This window comes from Luteitalea sp. (genome assembly GCA_009377605.1).
In the GTDB taxonomy this organism is placed as follows: Bacteria; Acidobacteriota; Vicinamibacteria; order Vicinamibacterales; family Vicinamibacteraceae; genus WHTT01.
Genome location: WHTT01000072.1, coordinates 1 through 18,118, shown reverse-complemented (window position 1 = coordinate 18,118; position 18,118 = coordinate 1). Strand labels below are relative to the sequence as shown.

At 64.7% G+C, this 18,118-nt stretch carries 15 protein-coding genes; 10 read left to right on the top strand and 5 right to left on the bottom strand.

Going from position 1 to position 18,118, the window contains the following annotated elements; translation table 11 throughout:
- Positions 1-37: 37 nt before the first annotated feature.
- The 4 genes from GEV06_20875 to GEV06_20860 all read right to left on the bottom strand — a co-directional run bounded on the left by GEV06_20875 (position 38) and on the right by GEV06_20860 (position 4,674).
- Positions 38-727 carry a response regulator gene (locus GEV06_20875; protein MPZ20345.1) on the bottom strand — a complete coding sequence of 230 codons (690 nt, stop codon included), beginning with the start codon at positions 725-727 and terminating at the stop codon, positions 38-40.
- A gap of 9 nt (positions 728-736) precedes the next feature.
- Positions 737-2,575 (bottom strand): hypothetical protein, encoded by a 1,839-nt coding sequence (locus GEV06_20870; protein ID MPZ20344.1) that lies wholly within the window; start codon positions 2,573-2,575, stop codon positions 737-739.
- Positions 2,576-2,862: 287 nt separating this feature from the next.
- Positions 2,863-3,522 (bottom strand): OmpA family protein, encoded by a 660-nt coding sequence (locus tag GEV06_20865; GenBank protein MPZ20343.1) that lies wholly within the window; start codon positions 3,520-3,522, stop codon positions 2,863-2,865.
- Between the two features lie 165 nt (positions 3,523-3,687).
- Positions 3,688-4,674 (bottom strand): VWA domain-containing protein, encoded by a 987-nt coding sequence (locus GEV06_20860; protein ID MPZ20342.1) that lies wholly within the window; start codon positions 4,672-4,674, stop codon positions 3,688-3,690.
- Positions 4,675-4,965: 291 nt separating this feature from the next.
- Here GEV06_20860 and GEV06_20855 point away from each other — a divergent pair, with 291 nt between their 5' ends.
- From GEV06_20855 to GEV06_20840, 4 genes are all read left to right on the top strand, one after another.
- Positions 4,966-6,195 (top strand): aminotransferase class I/II-fold pyridoxal phosphate-dependent enzyme, encoded by a 1,230-nt coding sequence (locus tag GEV06_20855; protein MPZ20341.1) that lies wholly within the window; start codon positions 4,966-4,968, stop codon positions 6,193-6,195.
- A 353-nt stretch (positions 6,196-6,548) separates the two neighbouring features.
- Positions 6,549-7,736 carry a glycine C-acetyltransferase gene (locus GEV06_20850; protein MPZ20340.1) on the top strand — a complete coding sequence of 396 codons (1,188 nt, stop codon included), beginning with the start codon at positions 6,549-6,551 and terminating at the stop codon, positions 7,734-7,736.
- A gap of 174 nt (positions 7,737-7,910) precedes the next feature.
- The gene (locus GEV06_20845; protein MPZ20339.1) at positions 7,911-9,053 is read left to right on the top strand and encodes a SpoIIE family protein phosphatase; all 1,143 of its coding nucleotides are present in this window, start codon (positions 7,911-7,913) and stop codon (positions 9,051-9,053) included.
- Between the two features lie 44 nt (positions 9,054-9,097).
- Positions 9,098-12,025 (top strand): hypothetical protein, encoded by a 2,928-nt coding sequence (locus GEV06_20840; protein MPZ20338.1) that lies wholly within the window; start codon positions 9,098-9,100, stop codon positions 12,023-12,025.
- A gap of 180 nt (positions 12,026-12,205) precedes the next feature.
- On the opposite strand, the gene GEV06_20835 is transcribed toward GEV06_20840, so the two are convergent.
- The gene (locus GEV06_20835) at positions 12,206-13,357 is read right to left on the bottom strand and encodes a Fic family protein (protein MPZ20337.1); all 1,152 of its coding nucleotides are present in this window, start codon (positions 13,355-13,357) and stop codon (positions 12,206-12,208) included.
- A gap of 267 nt (positions 13,358-13,624) precedes the next feature.
- Here GEV06_20835 and GEV06_20830 point away from each other — a divergent pair, with 267 nt between their 5' ends.
- The 6 genes from GEV06_20830 to GEV06_20805 form a co-directional block, all read left to right on the top strand.
- Positions 13,625-14,833, top strand: coding sequence for an AAA family ATPase (locus GEV06_20830; protein MPZ20336.1), 1,209 nt, complete (start codon positions 13,625-13,627; stop codon positions 14,831-14,833).
- 68 nt (positions 14,834-14,901) lie between these two features.
- Complete coding sequence (locus tag GEV06_20825) at positions 14,902-15,354, top strand: DUF2384 domain-containing protein (protein ID MPZ20335.1); 453 nt, start codon at positions 14,902-14,904, stop codon at positions 15,352-15,354.
- Positions 15,351-15,851, top strand: a complete 501-nt coding sequence (locus GEV06_20820; GenBank protein MPZ20334.1) for an RES domain-containing protein — start codon at positions 15,351-15,353, stop codon at positions 15,849-15,851. The genes GEV06_20825 and GEV06_20820 overlap by 4 nt, the downstream gene beginning before the upstream one ends.
- 18 nt (positions 15,852-15,869) lie before the next feature.
- On the top strand, positions 15,870-16,682 hold the full coding sequence (gene bla / locus GEV06_20815; GenBank protein ID MPZ20333.1) for a subclass B3 metallo-beta-lactamase: 813 nt from the start codon (positions 15,870-15,872) through the stop codon (positions 16,680-16,682).
- A gap of 81 nt (positions 16,683-16,763) precedes the next feature.
- Positions 16,764-17,090: a PadR family transcriptional regulator gene (locus GEV06_20810; protein ID MPZ20332.1), complete on the top strand. Its 327-nt coding sequence runs from the start codon at positions 16,764-16,766 to the stop codon at positions 17,088-17,090.
- 56 nt (positions 17,091-17,146) lie between these two features.
- On the top strand, positions 17,147-18,118 hold a 972-nt coding region (locus GEV06_20805; GenBank protein ID MPZ20331.1), incomplete at its 3' end, for a hypothetical protein.

Here is an 18,118-nt window from a genome sequence, read left to right as displayed (position 1 = left end):
CGGAAAAGGGGACAGGCCCCTTTTTCGTAATTGGCGCCTACCCGACGAACTTATAGCCGAGGCCGTGTACGGTCAGGAGGTATTGAGGGTGGCGCGGGTTCGGCTCAATTTTCTGCCGAAGCCAGGCGACGTGGACGTCGACCGTGCGCGTCGACGGGATGGCGTTGTAGCCCCACACCTCGTCCAGGAGACGATCGCGGGAGAGGGTCGCACCGCGGTGCTCGATGAAGTAGCGGAGGAGCTGGTACTCTCGCGCGGAGACCTCCACCTTCGCTTCCGCGCGATACACTTCTGCGCTTCGAAAATCCAGCCGGATGTCGCCAAATTGATAGGACTCGTTGTCCACCGCGGTCGCTGCCTTCGGGGGCGCACGGCGCAGCCGTGCCTCGATCCGCGCGAGCAACTCCATGGTTTCGAACGGCTTGGTGAGATAGTCGTCGGCGCCGAGCTTCAGGCCGACGACTCTGTCCACCACCTGGCCCCGCGCCGTGAGCATGATGATGGGCGTTTCGACACCGCGCTGCCGCAGGTCGCGGCATACATCGAAGCCGTTGCGCCGCGGCAGCATCACGTCGAGGACAATGAGATCGAACGACTGCGCAAGGGCTTTCTCGAAACCCTCCTCCCCGTCGTGGGCGGCCTCGACCTCGTAGCCCTCGCGGGTAAGGCGATCGGAGAGGGTCAGCACGAGCCCCGGCTCGTCCTCGATGAGAAGAATGCGGTTCATCGACGGGGCCTAAGCTGCCGGGACGTGAAGCGTGAAAGTCGTGGCACTGTGTGGCTCGGATCGCACCGTGACCTTGCCGCGGTGCTGCTCCATGATGCGCGCCACGAGGCTTAGACCGAGACCGCTGCCATGAACCTGACCATTTTGGACGCTGCGGCCGCGATAGAAGGGCTCGAAGATGTGGGGCAGATCTTCTGCGAAGATTCCAGGACCGCGATCGGTGACATTGACTCGCACCTCGGACCGCCCGTGGTTCCCGACCTCTGCGGTCAAGCCGACCCAGGCGCCGCTGCCGCTGTACTTGATGGCGTTGCTCAACAAGTTCTGCACCGACCGGCTGAGCGCCTCGGCGTCCGCGACGACCGTCGGCAGCGCGGAGGGCAGGTCTACGTCAATCGTGCATCCCTGCTCGCGCGCCAACGGCTGGCACGCGGCGAGGGCATCGTCAATGACGCCCTGCACGTCTATGGGGCGAAGATCCAACTGCCGGCGCCCGGTGGCAATGCCGGCAAACTCCATCACCTGTTCGACCATTTGGGTCAGACGTCGCCCCTCGGAGGCGATGAGCGTGCCGTACCGGCGCACTTGTCCTGCCTCGGCCACAACGCCGTCCGCCAAGTTCTCTGCAGCGGATCGAATCACGGCCAGCGGCGTTCGGAGCTCGTGCGACACACCAGCCACGAACTCCACCTGTCGCGCCGCCAGGGACCGTGCGCGCCCGGTGGAGATCAGTACCAGCCCGATGCTCGTTGCGAGCAGCAGCAGCACGCCGAAGCTCACGACCAGGTTGCGCTGTCGTGCCTGCGCCACGGCGATCTCGAGGGAGCCCGACTGGTGCTTGAGCGCGACCTCCCACGGTCCGTCTGCACGCGGCCGGGGCTTCGCTCCGTGGTCGGCAGCACGCCGACGCATCAAGCTTAGCTTGTAAGCGCTGGCCTCTCCCGGCGGGAGCGGCGGGCGCAGCCGGTCGTCCACCACGAAGCGGTTGAAGTCGCGCACGCGAATCTCCAACATGTCCTCGGCGTAGTCGGGCTCTTCGAACCGGCACTGTGCGCTGTCTTCCGCGGAACAGTAGATCAGCGTCTCGGTTCGGCGATCGATCACCGCGACGCGATACTCGAAGCGATTCCCTGGCGCCGGCGCCGCGCTGTCCGGCCGTGTGGCCACATCGGTCGTGAAGTGACGCTCGGCAAGCGTCGGTAGCAGCTCACGCCGGATGTAGTCCATATCGAGAACGGCGATGGTGAGCTCGAATCCGATCGGCTCGCCCGCCCGGGATTCACGCCTGAACTCGATGGGCGGGCGAGGAATGACGATGGCGGGAATCGACGGTGCCACGTGTCCGAGTCCGATGCGCGGCTTGCGGCCCCGCACATCGACACCCAGCGGCCTGGTCATCTTCTCGGCGGCAAGGCGCGCTTGCAGCACCTCGAGCTCGCGCGGCCAGGCATCGAGTGAGACAAAGGTGGCGTCCTGCCGGTTGTAGCGTGCGAGGCGCAGGTCACCCGTCTCTGCCCGCGTCACTTGATAAATGGTCTTGATCAGCCCGGGATAGGGCGAAGTGCGGAACCAACCCTCGAACGGCTTCGCCGGCGTGGTCTGAGCAGCAAGGCGGTCTACCTGAAGCCAGACGTGATCCATCTGGAGCCAGAAGTAGGCACGCGTGATCTCTCGGTCGAAATCCTCCGCGAACTCATTCGCTTGGCGACGCAGCGTGTGATGCATGCGGCCCCGCTCGCTAGCACTGATCTGCCCGAGCCACTGCCACTGCAGCGTTGCGAGCAGCCCGAGGAGGCCGGCGAGCACGAGCGCCAAGACGAGCAACCCGGATGGCCGCCGCCATCGCATGGACGTACTGTAGCACCGGGCCAGGCTGCGCGGCGTAGTGCCGACGTCCTTTTTACCTTCTTAACAGGAATAGGGGTCAGGGGGCTGGGTCAGCAGGCGTTAGGGTCAGGCGTCAGCATGGATCCGGGGCAGGTGTCCGCAAGGTCAGGCATCGCGGGGAGTCAGGATCAGGGGGAAGGGGTCGCGAGTGATTCGGGGCAGGCCAGGAGGAGCAAGGACTGATCCCCTACTGACGCCTGGTCCCCTGACGCCTACTGACCCCCTCACCCTGATCCCTGGACACCTGGTTACGAAACTACCTTGATGACCACTCGGCGGTTCTCTGCGCGACCGTCGCGCGCCTGGTTACTCGCCACGGGCTTCGTCTCACCGTAGCTCAGGACGTTCATCTTGTGCAGCGGAATCTTGTGCTGTTCGTACAAGTACTGCTTGACCGCCTCCGCGCGCTGGAGCCCCAACTTCTCGTTGTATGCCTGGCTGCCGGTCGAGTCGGTGTGGCCCTCGATCTCGAACCAGACCGCCTGGGGATCCGCCTGGAGGTCCGTAATCATCTGGTCGAGCAGCGCCGTGGCGCCCTCTGGCAGGTCGGCGTTGTCGAATTCGAACTTGCCGGCGGCCTCGTCCAGCGTGACCTCGTAGATTAGCTTCCGGAACGACTTCTCGACCTCGTCGGCTCTGCCCGCCGCGCTGTCGGCAGCGCTCCTCGCTTCCGTGGCGGCAGACCCAGCCGCAGCAGCCTTCTCGTCGGCGGCACCGGCCTTTGCATCCACCTCGGAGATGCGTTGATCGGTCCGCTCCTGGTTTTCCTCGACCGTTGTCGACAGGGTCGTCACCTTGTCATTGACCGGCGCAACCTCGGTCCTGACAAACTTCTTCGTGGCACACGCTGTCGATCCCGCAACAGCCACCGCCACCACGGGAACTACCATCAGCAATCGACGAAACATTGCCTCCTCCTGTTCAAGTCCGTTCTCGCATCAAAAACGGCACTGCCCGACCGCCTGCGGGCCGGGCTTAGAGTTATCACGTTTTGGCAGGCACACCCACGAGCAGGTCGGGTTCCCGCCGCGGCAGTCTGACATCCTGGCGCGGAAACCGCCTGCAACACAACCTCACTGCGTCATCGAGTACTGGCTCGCAAAGTACCCACGCCGCGCACGCACCGACAGGTCTGGATCCCGAGCTCGCACCAGTAACCCCCGCCAGCCGGAGCCGGGCGCTGCCTCGAACGCAATGAGGTATTGGTGACGCAGCTCGGTGATGAGATCTCGCACCGCCAGGCTGGCTTCACTCGCGCTGGTGACGAGCAGCATGCTACCACCAGTCCACGATGCGAGCTTCCCCAGGTTGCTCGTCACGTGTTCGCCCGACGGCGTCCGCAGCCCAACCCCACGATCGGGGTGATCGACCGATGCCATCACGACGAAGACGTACACGGGCACGTCGATCGCACTCGCAATGCCCGACACTTCAGAGGGTGTCAGCGCGCTCGCCGTGTCGATGCCATCCGTGACGACGACAACGGCCCGCCGCTCGATGCTCTTCTTGCCTCCCACCCGTTTGGCTGTCTCTGCCACGGCATCGTACAGCGCCGTCGTTCCCCATGCCTGAAGCTTGGTGAGCCCGGAGCGCACCGATGTCGGATCGCTCGTAAATGGCTGCAGCTCTATCAGCTCTCGATCGAACGCGTAGAGGGCGACACGGTCCGCCTGGGGCTGCATCCACGCCAACATGTGCTCGACGACCTGCTGGCCGGCCTCGAGGTTCGTCCCCATCCCAGTCGCGCCGAGGCCCATGCTCCCGCTCTGGTCGAAGAGGAACGCCACCTGAACCGGCCCGCGATCAGTGGGCTTGAACTCGACGATTCGCCGTTCCTGGCCGTTCTCGATCACCTGAAAATCTTCTTGCTGGAGGTCCCGGATGAGTCGTCCTCTCTGATCCTTCACGGTGGCCGTGAGAGCCACGAGCTCGACGCCGGACCTGAACGTCGCGCGGGGAGTCTCGTCCTCTTGCTGGGCCGACGCCCCTGCGACCGGCACCACAAGCAGGCCGAGGGCCACGACGATGTGGCCAAGCATCTTCCCGCGCTCTTGTCTCACAGGGCCTCTCCTTACCAAGATGCTTGCCAGCACCGCCAACCCATTGATGGCGTTGGCATTGACCTGGACCGTTGCACGCGCGGACACACGTTCAATGCTGGATCATCCACGGAGACGCGTAAAACTTGCACGATGACGTAACCCCAGCTATGTAACTTTTGGGAAACAGCTCCGCCCTTCGCAAGTCGATGGTGCTTCCGCCTTCGCGCTCCGGCGGACAAGTCCACGCTCGTCCGGAGCCTTCCGCGGAGCGCGAGCAGCCGGGGACGCCTGCTACAATCGGAGCATCTCATGCCACCGACGACCACTGCATCAGCCGTACCCGTGGCGAACCGCGTCGACGCGTTCACATACGCCATCCGCAACATCGTCGCCGAGGCGAAGCGCGTCGAGGCCGCGGGAACACGCGTGCGGTATCTAAACATCGGCGACCCCGTGCCGTTTGGCTTCGCTACACCTTCGCATCTGGTCGACGCCGTGATCGAGGCCGTGCGAGCGAACAACAACGGTTACGCGCCGTCTGCCGGGACTCGGGAGGCGCGCGAGGCCATCGCTGCCGACTTCACGCGTCGCGGCCTGCCGACGGCGCCTGACCGCGTCATCATCACGAGTGGCACGTCAGAAGGCATCGAGCTCGCCTTGACGGCGCTCGTCAACCCGGGTGACGAGGTCCTGATGCCGGTGCCGACATATCCGCTCTACACGGCAGTGACCGCCAAGCTCGGCGCCCGCGCGGTACTCTATCCCGCGGATCCCGAGCAGGGTTGGCTGCCGGACGTGGAGGCACTGGGCCGGCTCGTGACACCACGCACGCGCGTGCTCGTGGTCATTGATCCTAACAACCCGACCGGTGCGGTGTACCCCGAGCACCTCCGTCGCCGGCTACTAGATCTATCGGATCATTACGGCATTCCTATTCTTTCAGACGAGGTGTATGGGGATCTGGCTTATGACGGTCCGGTCGCACCTCTTGGAAGCCTGAATCCCGACGCCTTGATCCTGTCGTTTTCTTCGCTGTCCAAGGGCTTCACGGCGCCCGGCTGGCGCACGGGCTGGCTCGCCGTTGGCCGCAGTCCGCGTCTCGACGGGGTCGTTTCAGCACTCCAGAAGCTCGCGGACGGCCGTCTCTGTAGCTGCGGGCCGATGCAGCACGCCATTCCGACCGCGCTCGGCGGCGACCGATCGCACCAGCAGGCCTTTTGCGCCGCGCTCCAGACGCGCGCGGAGCTGACCTCACGCCGCCTGAACGACATCCCGGGCATGCGCTGCGTGCCACCCCGTGGCGCGTTCTATGCGATGCCACAGGTCGACCTGCCGCCGGGGAGAGGCGACGAGGACTTCGTGCTCGGCTTGCTTCGTGCGACCGGGATTCTCTGCGTTCACGGCTCCGGCTTCGGGATGCCGCGAGAAGGCGGGTTCTTCCGCGTCGTGTACCTCGCCTCGCCTGACGAGCTCGATGGCATCTACGACCTCATGGCCGATTTCACGCGACAGTTCCTGCAGAAGGGCGATGCAGGGTGAGGGGGTGACAGGGGGGTGACAGGGGGGTGACAGGGTGAGGGGGTGACAGGGGGGTGACAGGGTGAGGGGGTGACAGGGGGGTGACGGGGTGACCGGGTGACGGGGTGACAAGGTGAAAGCGGGTAGTACGAGACAGTGCAGGTTTACTTCGGAGACTGTGGCGCTTCGTCACGATCAACCGAACACCCGCTAACGTCGTGCCCCCGCGGCCTGGCGCAGCGCCCTCTACGCTCGAATCGCCCCTCACCCGGTCACCCCCCGGTCACCCCCTCACCCCCTCACCCGGTCACCCCTTTCACCTTGTCGCCCAGCTAGTCCTGCCACCTGAAGTCGACGCGCTATACTCTGCCCCTATGCCGACGAGAACCGACCCACTTGCGTATCTCGGCATGGAGCTCGACTCGCTCAAGGAGCAAGGTCTCCACCGCCAGTTGCGTATCCTGCACGGCGAGCAGAAAGCGACCTCGACCTTCGACGGGAAATCCGTTGTCAATCTGTCGTCGAACAACTACCTCGGTCTGACGACGCACCCGAAGCTGCGGGAGCAGGCGCTGCGCGCGCTCGACCAGCTCGGTGTGGGCTCCGGCGCCGTGCGCACCATCGCCGGCACGATGGACATCCACATGGAGCTCGAGCGGCGCTTGGCCTCCTTCAAGCAAGTAGAGGCGGTGGTCGTCTTTCAGAGCGGCTTTGCCGCCAACGCGGGCACGGTGGCCGCGATCCTCGGCAAAGAAGATGTCATCGTCTCGGACGCGCTCAATCACGCCAGCATCATCGATGGCTGCCGCCTGAGTCGTGCCGCCATCAAGGTGTTTCCGCACCGTGACGTCCAGGCGGCACGCAAGGTGCTGCAGGAGCTGCCCGCGGGGCAGCGCAAGCTGCTCATCAGCGACGGTGTCTTCAGCATGGACGGCGACGTCGCGCCGCTCCCGGGCCTTTGCGACCTCGCCGAGGAGTTCGGCTGCATCATGATGGTGGACGACGCCCATGCGAGCGGAGTCTTTGGGCGGAACGGGCGTGGGACCATCGATCACTTCGGCCTCCACGGCCGTGTCGACATCCAAGTGGGCACGCTCTCCAAGGCGCTCGGCGCGCTTGGTGGCTATGTGGCCGGCAGCCACACGCTCATCGAGCTGCTGTATCACCGGGCGAGGCCGTTTCTCTTCTCGACGTCTCATCCACCTTCCGTTGCGGCGACCTGCCTCGCCGCCCTCGATGTGCTGCTCGAGGAGCCGGAGCTCATCGACCGCCTCTGGGAGAACACGCGGTTCTTCAAGGAGGGCTTGCAGCAGCTTGGGTTCGACACCGGCAGTAGCGAGAGTCCCATCACGCCCGTGATCGTTGGTGAAGCCCCCCGCGCGATGCAGCTGTCCGACCGGTTGTTCCAGGAAGGGGTCTTCGCGCAAGGCATCGGCTTCCCCACCGTGCCGCGTGAAAAGGCGCGCGTGCGCACGATCGTCACGGCCACGCACACGCGCGAAGAGCTGCAGTTCGCCCTCGATGCGTTCGCGAAGGTCGGCAGGCAGGTGGGCATTATCTGACGCTGAGTAGTGATCAGTGGTCAGTGATCAGTGGTCGGGGGTTAGCCAGCGTTCCGGGTTGACGTCGGAGGCTTGAGGCCGCTCGTCGTCAGCCCCCGAACGCACGTAAACCGGCTGACCACTGACCCCTGGCCACTGACCACTACTCAGCGTTAGAACGCGTATAGTTGAGATATGAGCGGTCCTCGCCGCGGTACGCGCGAGCTTCTGGACACCTTCACGCAAGACGTCACGGCAGACGACCTCAAGCGCGTCTTCACTCGTGATGCGCGGGAAGCGTACGCGTTCTTCGCCCACGGGATCGACCGCCGGGCGCTGGCGCAGCTGCCGTGGCCGAAGCGGGCACTGCTGCACCTACGGCTGTTCCTGTTGGCTTTCTCACGTCGTCTGCCGCCCGCGCGGCGTGCACTCTACGGTCTGGCGCTGGTCTGCTCACTCATCGGCCTGGTGGAGTTGTACACCGGCATCGACACCGTGCGGATTGGCCCAATCGTCTTGCCGGTGCTCACCTGGTCGCAGGGAACAGGCGGCATGTTCCTCGCGCTCGTGCTGCTCAACATCTTGTTCGCGCTGGAGGTGGCTGATCGACTAACGCTCAAGCAGGACCTGAACGTCGCGCGGGAGATTCAACGCGCCATGCTGCCACGCCAGCCGTTCATCGGCCTCGGCGTGCAGGCTCACGGTGAGACCCGCCCTGCCAACACGGTCGGTGGAGACTTCTTCGACATCGTTCCGACGCCGGATGGTCGCCTACTCGTTGCGCTAGGGGACGTCGCCGGAAAGGGCACACCTGCCGCGCTCCTGATGGCACTACTGCTGGCGATCTTGCGCACACTGGTCGACGAGGGACTGGACGCACAGGCGCTCGCCACGCGGTTGAACCAGCAGGTGCTGCGCCATGCGCCCCGCTCACGCTTCATCACGGCGCTGCTCGGAATCTATGACCCCGAGAGTCACGTGCTCACGTATGTGAACGCGGGGCATCCACCAGCCCTGCTACGCCACGCCAATGGGTCACTGGAGCGCTTGCCGCCAAGCGGAATGGCGCTCGGCCTCGACCGCCGTGCCGTGTATTCGTCCCGGAACGTGATGCTATGTCCGGGAGACCTTCTCGTAGTTTACAGTGATGGCATCACGGAAGCCGAGTCGCCCTCCGGCGCGCCCTTTGACGATGATGGCGTGGACGAGGCGGTAACGCAGCACGCAGCGGAAAGCGCTCAGGTTGTCACCAGTGCCCTCATGGCACGTGTGGAAGCCCATATCGCCGACGCGCGGGTCTGCGACGACTTGACGATTCTCGCGCTGCGGCACAACTAAGGGGTCAAGGGATCAAGGGCTCCGGGCCTCGCGTCCTGCCCACTATGGCTGTCCACACCCGGTGCTCCGGCGGCCGGAATGCTCGCTTCACGGCGCGCAAGTGGGGATGGCTCGCCCTCCTGACGTTCGTCGCTGTCGGCTCGCGCACGGCCGTGTCACAGCCAGACGAGACGGTCCCCGCTCTGTTGCTACACCTCGAGCAAGTCTTGATTTCCGGCCAGCCCGATCAGTACGTGGCGCTCGCGGCCCCCTCGGCCGACCGGGAGGCCGCTGCGCAATTCGCGACCACCAACATCGCCGCTGGAATCACACATGCGGCGGTGCGCGAGCGAGAGCGGACGCCGCTCCCTGCCTCGTCGGACGGGCCGGCCGGCCTCCGTCTGATCGTCGACGTCTTCACCGAACGGGGCGACCGTGGAATCGTCAGCACCTGGCGGCTCGACCTCGAGCCGCTCCCAACCGATCGAGAAGCGCGCGCCGCCGATGCGTCCGAGACCACCCCCTCGCCCGAATCGAACGCCGCGGGCGGGCCCGCGGCCCCGCAGGAGCCAGCTTGGGCAATCCGTGCCCAGGATCGTCTCTCGTTCGTCGAAGGCCTGTATCGGTTGCGCCTGGATCGCAACCAGCAATACGTCGCGAACGGCCTGCGGATCGAGGCGGAAGATCTGCGGTTGAACGTCCGCGACGGTATCGTGCACCTGGCCGTGTCCGACGGAGGCGCGACGGCGCTGGTTGTCGTGGGACGGGGTGACATGGAATTCTCACCGGCACCGCCGGCCGAGAAGGGGCAGGTGCGCCTGTTCGCGGGCAACGAGACGCTGCGCACGCGGTTCGTGCGAGCGTTCGTCCGCATCAACCCTGGCGACCTCGACGATCACTTGATACCGAGTCGTCTCGGGCCTGCTCGCAGCGTGGACGCCTCGGCGCTGGCGGAGGCGCAGGAGTTCTTCGATTCGCGCGTCGCCACGTCGTTCAGCCTGGATCTGAGCGATTTGAGCCGCGATACCTGGTCGCTGGTCCCGAGCGTTGGCGATTTCCTCATGGATGTCGATACCGACCGCTTCGGCGTGCTCACCTACACCCGCTCGCAAAGCGACGCCGAGGATATCTCGCTCTTCGATCGGTCGAATCGCAAGAACATTGCCGTCTATACGTCAGCCGAGAGACTGGCGCGACGTGGACGAAGCTACGACCACGCGGCGCGCCTTGCCTATGACGTGTATCGCTACGACGTGGATGTGTCCATCAGTCCGGATCGTGCATGGATCGAGGGACGGACGGGGATCGACCTGCGGGTCCGCGCTTACGCGCTGTCTGCCCTGACGCTGCGGCTCGCCGAGTCTCTCGTGGTGCGATCCGTCGTGGCGGACCGCTTTGGACGCTTGCTCACCCTGCGCGTCCGAGGACAGAACAGCTTCATCGTCAACTTTCCTGAGCCTGTCGGTCGCGATGAGTGGCTCACGCTCCAGGTCTTCTACTCCGGCCGCCTGCCGCCACAGGCGCTCGACCGGGAGGCTATCGTGCTCGGCCCGCCGCCGGTCGTGCCTCAAGAGCTCGAAGGGCCGCTCTTCGCGCCGGAGCCGAGGTTTTTGTACAGCAATCGCAGCTACTGGTACCCGCAGGCGACCATCAATGAGTACGCGCTCGCGCGTCTGCGGCTCAGCGTGCCGGCTCGGTTGAACGTCGTCGCGAGCGGTGTCCTGGCGCCCGGGAGCCCAACCGTGGCGCCGGACATCGCTGGGCGCGGCCCCCGCAAAACGTATGTGTTCAACGCCACGCAGCCGCTTCGCTACTTGAGCGCCATCGTGTCGCGCTTGACGGACGTGACCAGTCACGTCGTGGCAAGGACGGATCGCGGCGACGACTACGTGCCGAGCGGCCGGCCCGGTGTGTACTACGACTCCGTCTCTCTCGCCGTGGTGGCCAACCCGCGCCAGGTTGGACGCGCGCGCGCGCTTGCTGGCCGGGCCGCTGAGATCCTGGGCTTCTATCAGTCCGTCCTGCACGATGCCCCGTACCCTGCCGTCACGCTGGCTGCAGTGGACGATGTCCTGCCAGGCGGCCATAGCCCAGCGTATCTGGGGATCCTGAATCAGCCCACGCTGCCGACGGCGCTCTCGTGGCGGAACGATCCAGTCAGCTTCGACAACTTCCCGGACTTCTTTCTGGCGCATGAGCTCGCGCATCAATATTGGGGTCAGGCGGTCGGCTGGGAGAACTATCACGAACAGTGGATCAGCGAGGGCTTCGCGCAGTTCTTTGCGTTGCTGTATGCCGAGCGGACGCACGACCGCCGAGCCTGGGTGGGCATCCTTCGGCAAATGCGTCGCTCGGTGGAGCGATATCCCGGCCAAGGGCCAATCTGGCTCGGCTACCGACTGGGTCACCTCAAGGGCGACTCGCGCATCTTTCGCGCCATCCTCTACAACAAGGGGGCGCTGGTGCTCGACATGCTGCGGCAGTGGCTCGGCGACGAGGCCTTCTTCCGCGGGTTGCGCCGCTTCTACGACGAAGCACGCTTCCGGCGCGTGGGCACCGAGGATGTTCGCCGGGCGTTCGAGGAGGCGAGTGGCGCCAGGCTCGAGCGCTTCTTCGAGCGCTGGCTCTACGATGATGCGGTGCCGCAGATTCGAGTGACCTGGCGCGTTGTAGACCCCCAGGACGAGTACACGACTGACACCCGGTTCGAACGGTCCTTCCGCGCGCCGCAAGGAGAGGCGAGCGACGCGCCAACGGAATCGAGCGATGGTGGCGAACGCCCACTGCAACTGCGCGTCGAGCAGATCGGCGAGACGTTCGACCTCCCGTTGACCGTCGAGTTGCAGTACGCCTCGGGTGAGCGACAGCGTCTACTGCTCCGACTCGCGAGGCGAGTCACGAACCTCGAGCTGGCACTGAAGGGACCGCTTCGTCGCGTGGAGGTAGACCCGGACGAGATCTCGCTCGCGACGCTGGTGGAAGGTTCAAGGTAGGAGGTAGAAGGTTCGAGGTTCGAGGTTCAAGGTTCGAGGTCGGGGCGGGGCGCAGCTTCGGTGGCTTCGTCGAACCTGTCGGGCAGAAAGGGCGAGCGCGAATCGTGAACCCCGAACGCCCCGTCCTGCCCCCACCTCGAACCTTGAACCTCGAACCTCGAACCTTCTACGCCGATGCCGCTAATCTTCTAAGGCTTTGAGGATCGAGCGCCCGATGAACATCTGATATCGCTGTCGTCCGGTCGCTTCTTCCAGCAAGCCTGCCGTTTCCAGCTTGCGGATGGTGAGTCGCGCGGTCCGCGGCGTCACGTCCAGGAGCTTGGCGACACCGGGGATGGTGACGACCGGATGTGCAAACAGGTGATCGAGCAGCTTCATCAGCAGATCACACGAACGAGCGCCTGCGACCCGTCCGCGATAGGTGGCGCGCAGGGTCAGCAGGCTATCCGCTCGACGCACGCCGTCTCTCGCCGTGGTGACGACCAGCTGCAGGAAGAACCGAATCCATGGGCTCCACTCGCCGCGCTGACTCACCGTCAACAGGAGGCGCTCATACTCGGCGTGCTGACACTCCAACGCTGTCGAGAGATAGAGCAGCGGCTGCGGCAGGACGCGCTCGCGACCAAGGAGGAGCGCGATCAGCATACGGCCGACCCGCCCGTTCGCGCGAGCGAACGGATGGATGGCAGCGAACTGATAGTGAATCAGGGCCGCGCGGACGAGCGGTGGCAGCGGTGACGGTGCTTGGAGAAAGCGCTCGAGCGCGTTGAGCGCCTCCGGTAGCGCGCCAGGTGGCGCGGCCAATCGTGTCGCGGAGTTGTCTTCAGCCAGCCCGACCCAGGCGTGCGCGCGGCGGAACTCGCCGGCGCTACCGCGTCCAGCCGTGTGCAGCCCCTTCAGCAAGCGTCCGTGCAGCTCACGCAGCAGCCTGAGCGTGATCCCGCCCGCCGCGGCACGACGCACGCCGTACTCGAGCACGTGCACGTAGCGTGCAACCTCCCGTACGTCGGCCGCAAGACTGCGCACGGTAGAAGGGGCGCTTGCGGTCTCGAAGATACAGAGATCGGACAGTGTCGCCTGCAGGCCCGCGAGCCGGCTCGAGCTCACGGCTTCTCGCTTGAGGAACGGTTCGACGAGAAGCTGCGGGTCCGGCAACTGGCGCGTGATGCTGGCGAGCTCCGTGGCCGCGCGGTCCGCTGCGGCAATCTGACCGACGAAGTCCCAGGACAAATCCAGCGACGGGGGCAAGGACCGCGGCACGAAGGCCCACCGATCCGGTGCGACGGGGACCAGCGTTCCCCAGCCGTGTTCGGTGAATGTCCCTGTTGCCATGGGTGCTCGCCGCGGTTTGCGTGGGGCGCCGCGCCGAAGCCCAAAGGGCCAAGGCGGGCAGACTAACGATACTTTCGCTTCCGAACGTATCCTTGACTGGCGCCCGCGTCAAGCCGCTTCCCAGAGATGGCTTGACGAGACGTTTGATTTCTACTCTGGATCGAAGCGAGCGTCGGCGCGTTCGGCTCGGACTCTCGACCTGGAGCGCCCTGAGATTGACTGTATTTTATGATATCACACTAGTGTTTGTTGTGATATGACACTAGTGTGGTACTCAAAGAAACACTTAGGGGGATTCTCGAGGACCAACGGCCGCCAGTGATGCCGGCACCAGACGTCCTGCGTGAGCTCTCCACGGAGCTACCCACCCGGCCGGGTCACGCGCTCGTTCTCACCGGCGTGCGGCGCGCGGGAAAGAGCATTCTCCAAGCCCAATTGATGCGAGGCCGGGCCGACGCCTTGTACTGCAACTTGGAAGACACGCGGCTTTTCGACCTGTCCCCGGCGGACTTCCCGACCCTCCTCGAGCTGGTGGAAGAGCTCGCGCCGCGGAACGGGGAGATCTTCCTGGATGAGGTCCAGGAAGTCGCTCAATGGGAGCGGCTGGTACGTACGCTGCTCGACCGGGGCCGCGCGGTTTGCGTCACGGGCTCCAATGCTTCGCTGCTGGGCCGCGAGCTGGGCGCAAAGCTGACCGGCCGGCATCTGTCCTTCGAGCTGTTTCCGTTCAGCTACACAGAATACCTGGCCTACACGCGCCAGAAGCCGGGAGCCGCTTCCTTCGGTGCTTTTCTCGACGATGGCGGCTTTCCGATGTATCTGCACGACCGCGATCCTCGGCTCCTTCAAGCGCTGCTGCGCGACATCGTCCAGCGGGACATTACGATACGGCACGCCTTGCGTGAGACGCGCCACGTGATGAATCTCGTGCTCTTTCTATTTGCTAACACGGGACAGCCCTTCTCGATGCACAACCTCACGAAGGCGATCGCGATCCCTACGGTCGCGCAGACCTCGCGCTATCTTGAGTTTCTCGAGGATGCTTATGTGTCGTTCGCCGTCCCAAAATTCAGTCCGTCGTTCAAGCAGCGTGTGGTCACGCCCAACAAGTACTATGCGGTTGACACCGGCCTCCGCCGCGCCAATTCGCCACAGGCTACCCGCGATCTGGGACGTCGACTAGAGAATGCGGTCTTCCTTGCACTGCGCCGACAAGGGGAGCGCGTGGCGTACGCGGGCGAGAAGGACGTGTGGGGATGTGACTTCGTCACTGAGTCCGCCGCCGTGCAGGTATGCGCGGAACTGACGGCTTTCAACCGCCAGCGGGAAGTGCAAGGCGTCTTGCGCGCGCTGGCCTTGCCGGGGCCACGCCGTCCGTTGATCCTCACACTCGACCAGCATGACCGTATCAGAACGGAAGGGACCGTCGTGGACGTCGTGCCTGCGTGGGAATGGATGTCCCGCGGTGCCTCATAACCCGCGGGGCGCGTGCTCTCCCAACTATCGTCAAATGGGTGCTATAATGCCGTCAGGTGACGGGCACCATGACCGCGAATAGTGAAGCCATTGTGGATCTCTTGGGTGGGGCGCGCCGACTGGGCGCGACACGGCGAGCGTCCGGGCCCGCACAGACCCTTCTACACGAGCAGGCTCTGGTCGGCTTCGACAGCTCGGCGGTGAAGGCATTGGTCGAGCGCTTGCCTGTTTCGCGCGGCACCCTTGCGAAGCTACTCAATACGAGCGAAAAGACGCTGGAGCGTCGTCTGGTCCGGCACGGGCGTTTGACGACGGCGGAGAGTAATGCCCTGGTGCGCGTGGCGCGTGTCGTGAGCCTGGCGAAGCGGTTGCTCAAGACCGATGGCGGCGTGAGCCGCTGGCTCTCGCGTGAACAACCGGGGCTCGCGGGTCGCGTGCCGCTCGATCTGATGCGAACCGAAGCGGGCGCCTCGGAAGTCGAGCTACTGCTCGATCGCCTTTACCATGGCGTCCTGCCGTGATCGTCTGGCGCGTCATCTCCGCCGATTTTCGGGCAAGTCCGCTCTCAGCTGAGGGGGCACGCCGCCTCGGCGGTCGCTGGAATCCTCCCGGCGTGGCGGTTCTCTACACGGCAAGCACTGAAGCGCTCGCGTATCTGGAGCGCTTCGTTCACCTCGGCCCGGAGCTCGCGGAGTCGCCCCATCTCATGGTGAAGATTGAAGTGCCGGGCAACGCCTTGTCGCTCGAGCGCACGGCGCTACCAACGAATTGGAAGGCGGTACCGGTTCCAGCGAGCGTCCAGGCAATCGGCGGCAAGTGGGTCAACGAGGGCAGAGCGCTGGCCCTGAGCGTGCCGAGCGTGCTATCCGAGAGTGACCGCAATATCCTCCTCAACGCGGCGCACGCCGAGTATCCTAAGGTCCGGATCGTGGAGAAGCGTCCCTTTGTCTACGATCCACGGATGTGGAAGCTGACCGCTGCGCCCCAGGCGCACCCGTCCCCGCATCGTCGTCGCTGATTCCAAGCATAGAGTCCCATGCTTCATTCTCTTTTCTTGATGGTGCTCACGATGCTCCTGCCTGCGCAGCAGGAGAGTTGGAAAGCACCGTTCCCGGCGCACAAGATCGCAGGCAACCTGCACTATGTCGGCACGGAAGACTTGGCCTGTTTTCTCATCACCACGCCGGAGGGCCACATCCTGATCAACACCGGTCTTGCAGATTCGGCCGAGATGATCCGGGAAAGCGTCGAGAAGCTTGGTCACAAGCTAGAGGACATCGAGATCCTGCTCATCATGCAGGCGCACTTCGATCATGTTGCGGCTCTCGCGGAGATCCAGAAGCTCACACGTGCCCGTCTGTTTGCGACCGAGGCGGATGCTCCAGCGCTGGAAGACGGAGGGCGCAGCGACCCGTTCCTCCCGGAAGAGTACCGGTTCACGCGTGTCAAGGTGGATCGCAGGTTACGCGACGGCGACATCGTCCGCCTTGGCGGTACAGAACTCGAGGTACACCTGACGCCAGGCCATTCGAAGGGGAGCGTCAGCTACTCGATGAGCGTTGTCGAGAACGGCAAGACGTACAGCGTCGCCATCGCGAACATGGGCAGCGTCGTGATGCCGCTCGTGGATAACGAGTACTATCCACGGATCGTCGAGGATTTCGCGCAATCGTTCCGTGTGCAGAAGACGCTGGCGCCCGATATCTGGGTGGCTGCCCACGGGTCGCAGTGCGGCATGCGGGAAAAGTACGAAGCCGGATCGTTTGTCGACCCGGAGGGCTACAAGCAGGCCATCGATCGCTTCGAGAATCTTTATCTCGAACAGCTCGCGCGCGAGCGCCGACAATAGTGATCGCGAGCTCACCACATGAGCGCTTGACGAGACGCGAGATTTCTACTACAAATAGAGAATAACTGCGCTGCGAATGCTATGAGCAAGACCCTCGGCCAATTCGAGCTGCTCCTGTTGCTCGCGGTCCTGCGTCTCGGCGATCGTGCCTATGGCGTCACGATCCGCCGCGAGCTCGCCGAGCGCACCGGTCGTGTCGTCTCCGCTGGCGCTGTCTACACGGCGCTCGAGCGCTTGGAACGGCGTGGCCTCGCGACGTCCTGGCTAGGGGAGCCAACGCCGGAGCGAGGTGGGCGCGCCAAACGCTACTACCGCATCCTCCCCGCCGGCGAGGAAGCGGTTGCCCGGACGCAAGCGCTGCTGAGGGGTCTGGCCGCGGACTTGGGACCGCGCTTTGAAGTGCCCTAGGAAAAGGAACCGGATACCTTTTCGCAACCGAAAAGGTCCCCGGTTCCATTTCTGCGATGAAGCCACCATATCTCGCGCGTTGGTTTCTGACCCGCACACTAACGGGCGCGGCCCGATCGGCCATTGTCGGCGACCTGGACGAGGAGTTCACGACCAGCGTGCTGCCTCGGCTGGGCCGCCGTGGGGCGCGCTGCTGGTATTGGCGCCAGGCGATTCGCTCTGTGACGGACCACCGCCTCGGTCGGCCGCTCGGCTGGCGAGATCGAGCGAATTCTCCAGCCGTGCGCCTCCGCGATGCGCTTCGGCAGGAGCGGGAGACCGTGACGAGCGACGTCCGGCAGGCCGCCCGGTTGCTCGTACGTCAGCCAAGTTTCACTGTCATCGTGCTCCTCACCCTCTCGCTCGGCTTCGGCGCGAACATCGCGGTCTTCTCCGCCGCCAACGCCTGGTTGTTCAAGCCACTTCCTGTGCCCACCCGCGATCGACTAGTTTCGCTGCACTACGAAAGCGGTGGCGGCGAATTCCCGCACCACGTGTATCTGGCGCTACGCGAGCATTCCACGGCCTTCGACCATCTCGCGGCGTACGCAACCATGCCGCTCACGCTGCGCGACGACGATGGGATGGATCGCGTGATGGGCGAGCTGGTGTCTGGGAATTACTTCGCGACGCTGGGCATCACGGCAGCGCGTGGGCGACGACTGATCGCCGACGACGATCGTCCAAGCGTTGCGGGAAGAGTCGTCATCAGCGATCGACTCTGGAAGCGACGCTTCGCCAGAGACCCGTCGATTATCGGCCGAACCATCCTCTTGAATGGCCTGCAGTGCACCGTGGTCGGCGTCACGCCACCAGCCTTCTTCGGGCTTCAGGTGGGTCAGTCGCCAGATCTTTGGCTGCCGCTCCAGCTCGAAGCAAGCTTCTTTCCAGATCGCTCCGCGCTACAGACGCGAACATTCTGGTGGTTGAAAGTCGTCGGCACCGTGCGCCCTGGGATCTCGCGTGAGGCTGCCACGGCGGTCGCGCTG

What these genes read in the sequence shown, in the direction of transcription:
- GEV06_20850 (MPZ20340.1), top strand. Translation starts at nt 6,549, where the DNA reads ATGCCGACGAGAACCGACCCACTTGCGTATCTCGGCATGGAGCTCGAC.
- bla (MPZ20333.1), top strand. Translation starts at nt 15,870, where the DNA reads ATGCTTCATTCTCTTTTCTTGATGGTGCTCACGATGCTCCTGCCTGCG.
- GEV06_20875 (MPZ20345.1), bottom strand. Translation starts at nt 727, where the DNA reads ATGAACCGCATTCTTCTCATCGAGGACGAGCCGGGGCTCGTGCTGACC.
- GEV06_20810 (MPZ20332.1), top strand. Translation starts at nt 16,764, where the DNA reads ATGAGCAAGACCCTCGGCCAATTCGAGCTGCTCCTGTTGCTCGCGGTC.
- GEV06_20865 (MPZ20343.1), bottom strand. Translation starts at nt 3,522, where the DNA reads ATGTTTCGTCGATTGCTGATGGTAGTTCCCGTGGTGGCGGTGGCTGTT.
- GEV06_20825 (MPZ20335.1), top strand. Translation starts at nt 14,902, where the DNA reads ATGACCGCGAATAGTGAAGCCATTGTGGATCTCTTGGGTGGGGCGCGC.
- GEV06_20855 (MPZ20341.1), top strand. Translation starts at nt 4,966, where the DNA reads ATGCCACCGACGACCACTGCATCAGCCGTACCCGTGGCGAACCGCGTC.
- GEV06_20835 (MPZ20337.1), bottom strand. Translation starts at nt 13,357, where the DNA reads ATGGCAACAGGGACATTCACCGAACACGGCTGGGGAACGCTGGTCCCC.
- GEV06_20870 (MPZ20344.1), bottom strand. Translation starts at nt 2,575, where the DNA reads ATGCGATGGCGGCGGCCATCCGGGTTGCTCGTCTTGGCGCTCGTGCTC.
- GEV06_20845 (MPZ20339.1), top strand. Translation starts at nt 7,911, where the DNA reads ATGAGCGGTCCTCGCCGCGGTACGCGCGAGCTTCTGGACACCTTCACG.
- GEV06_20840 (MPZ20338.1), top strand. Translation starts at nt 9,098, where the DNA reads ATGGCTGTCCACACCCGGTGCTCCGGCGGCCGGAATGCTCGCTTCACG.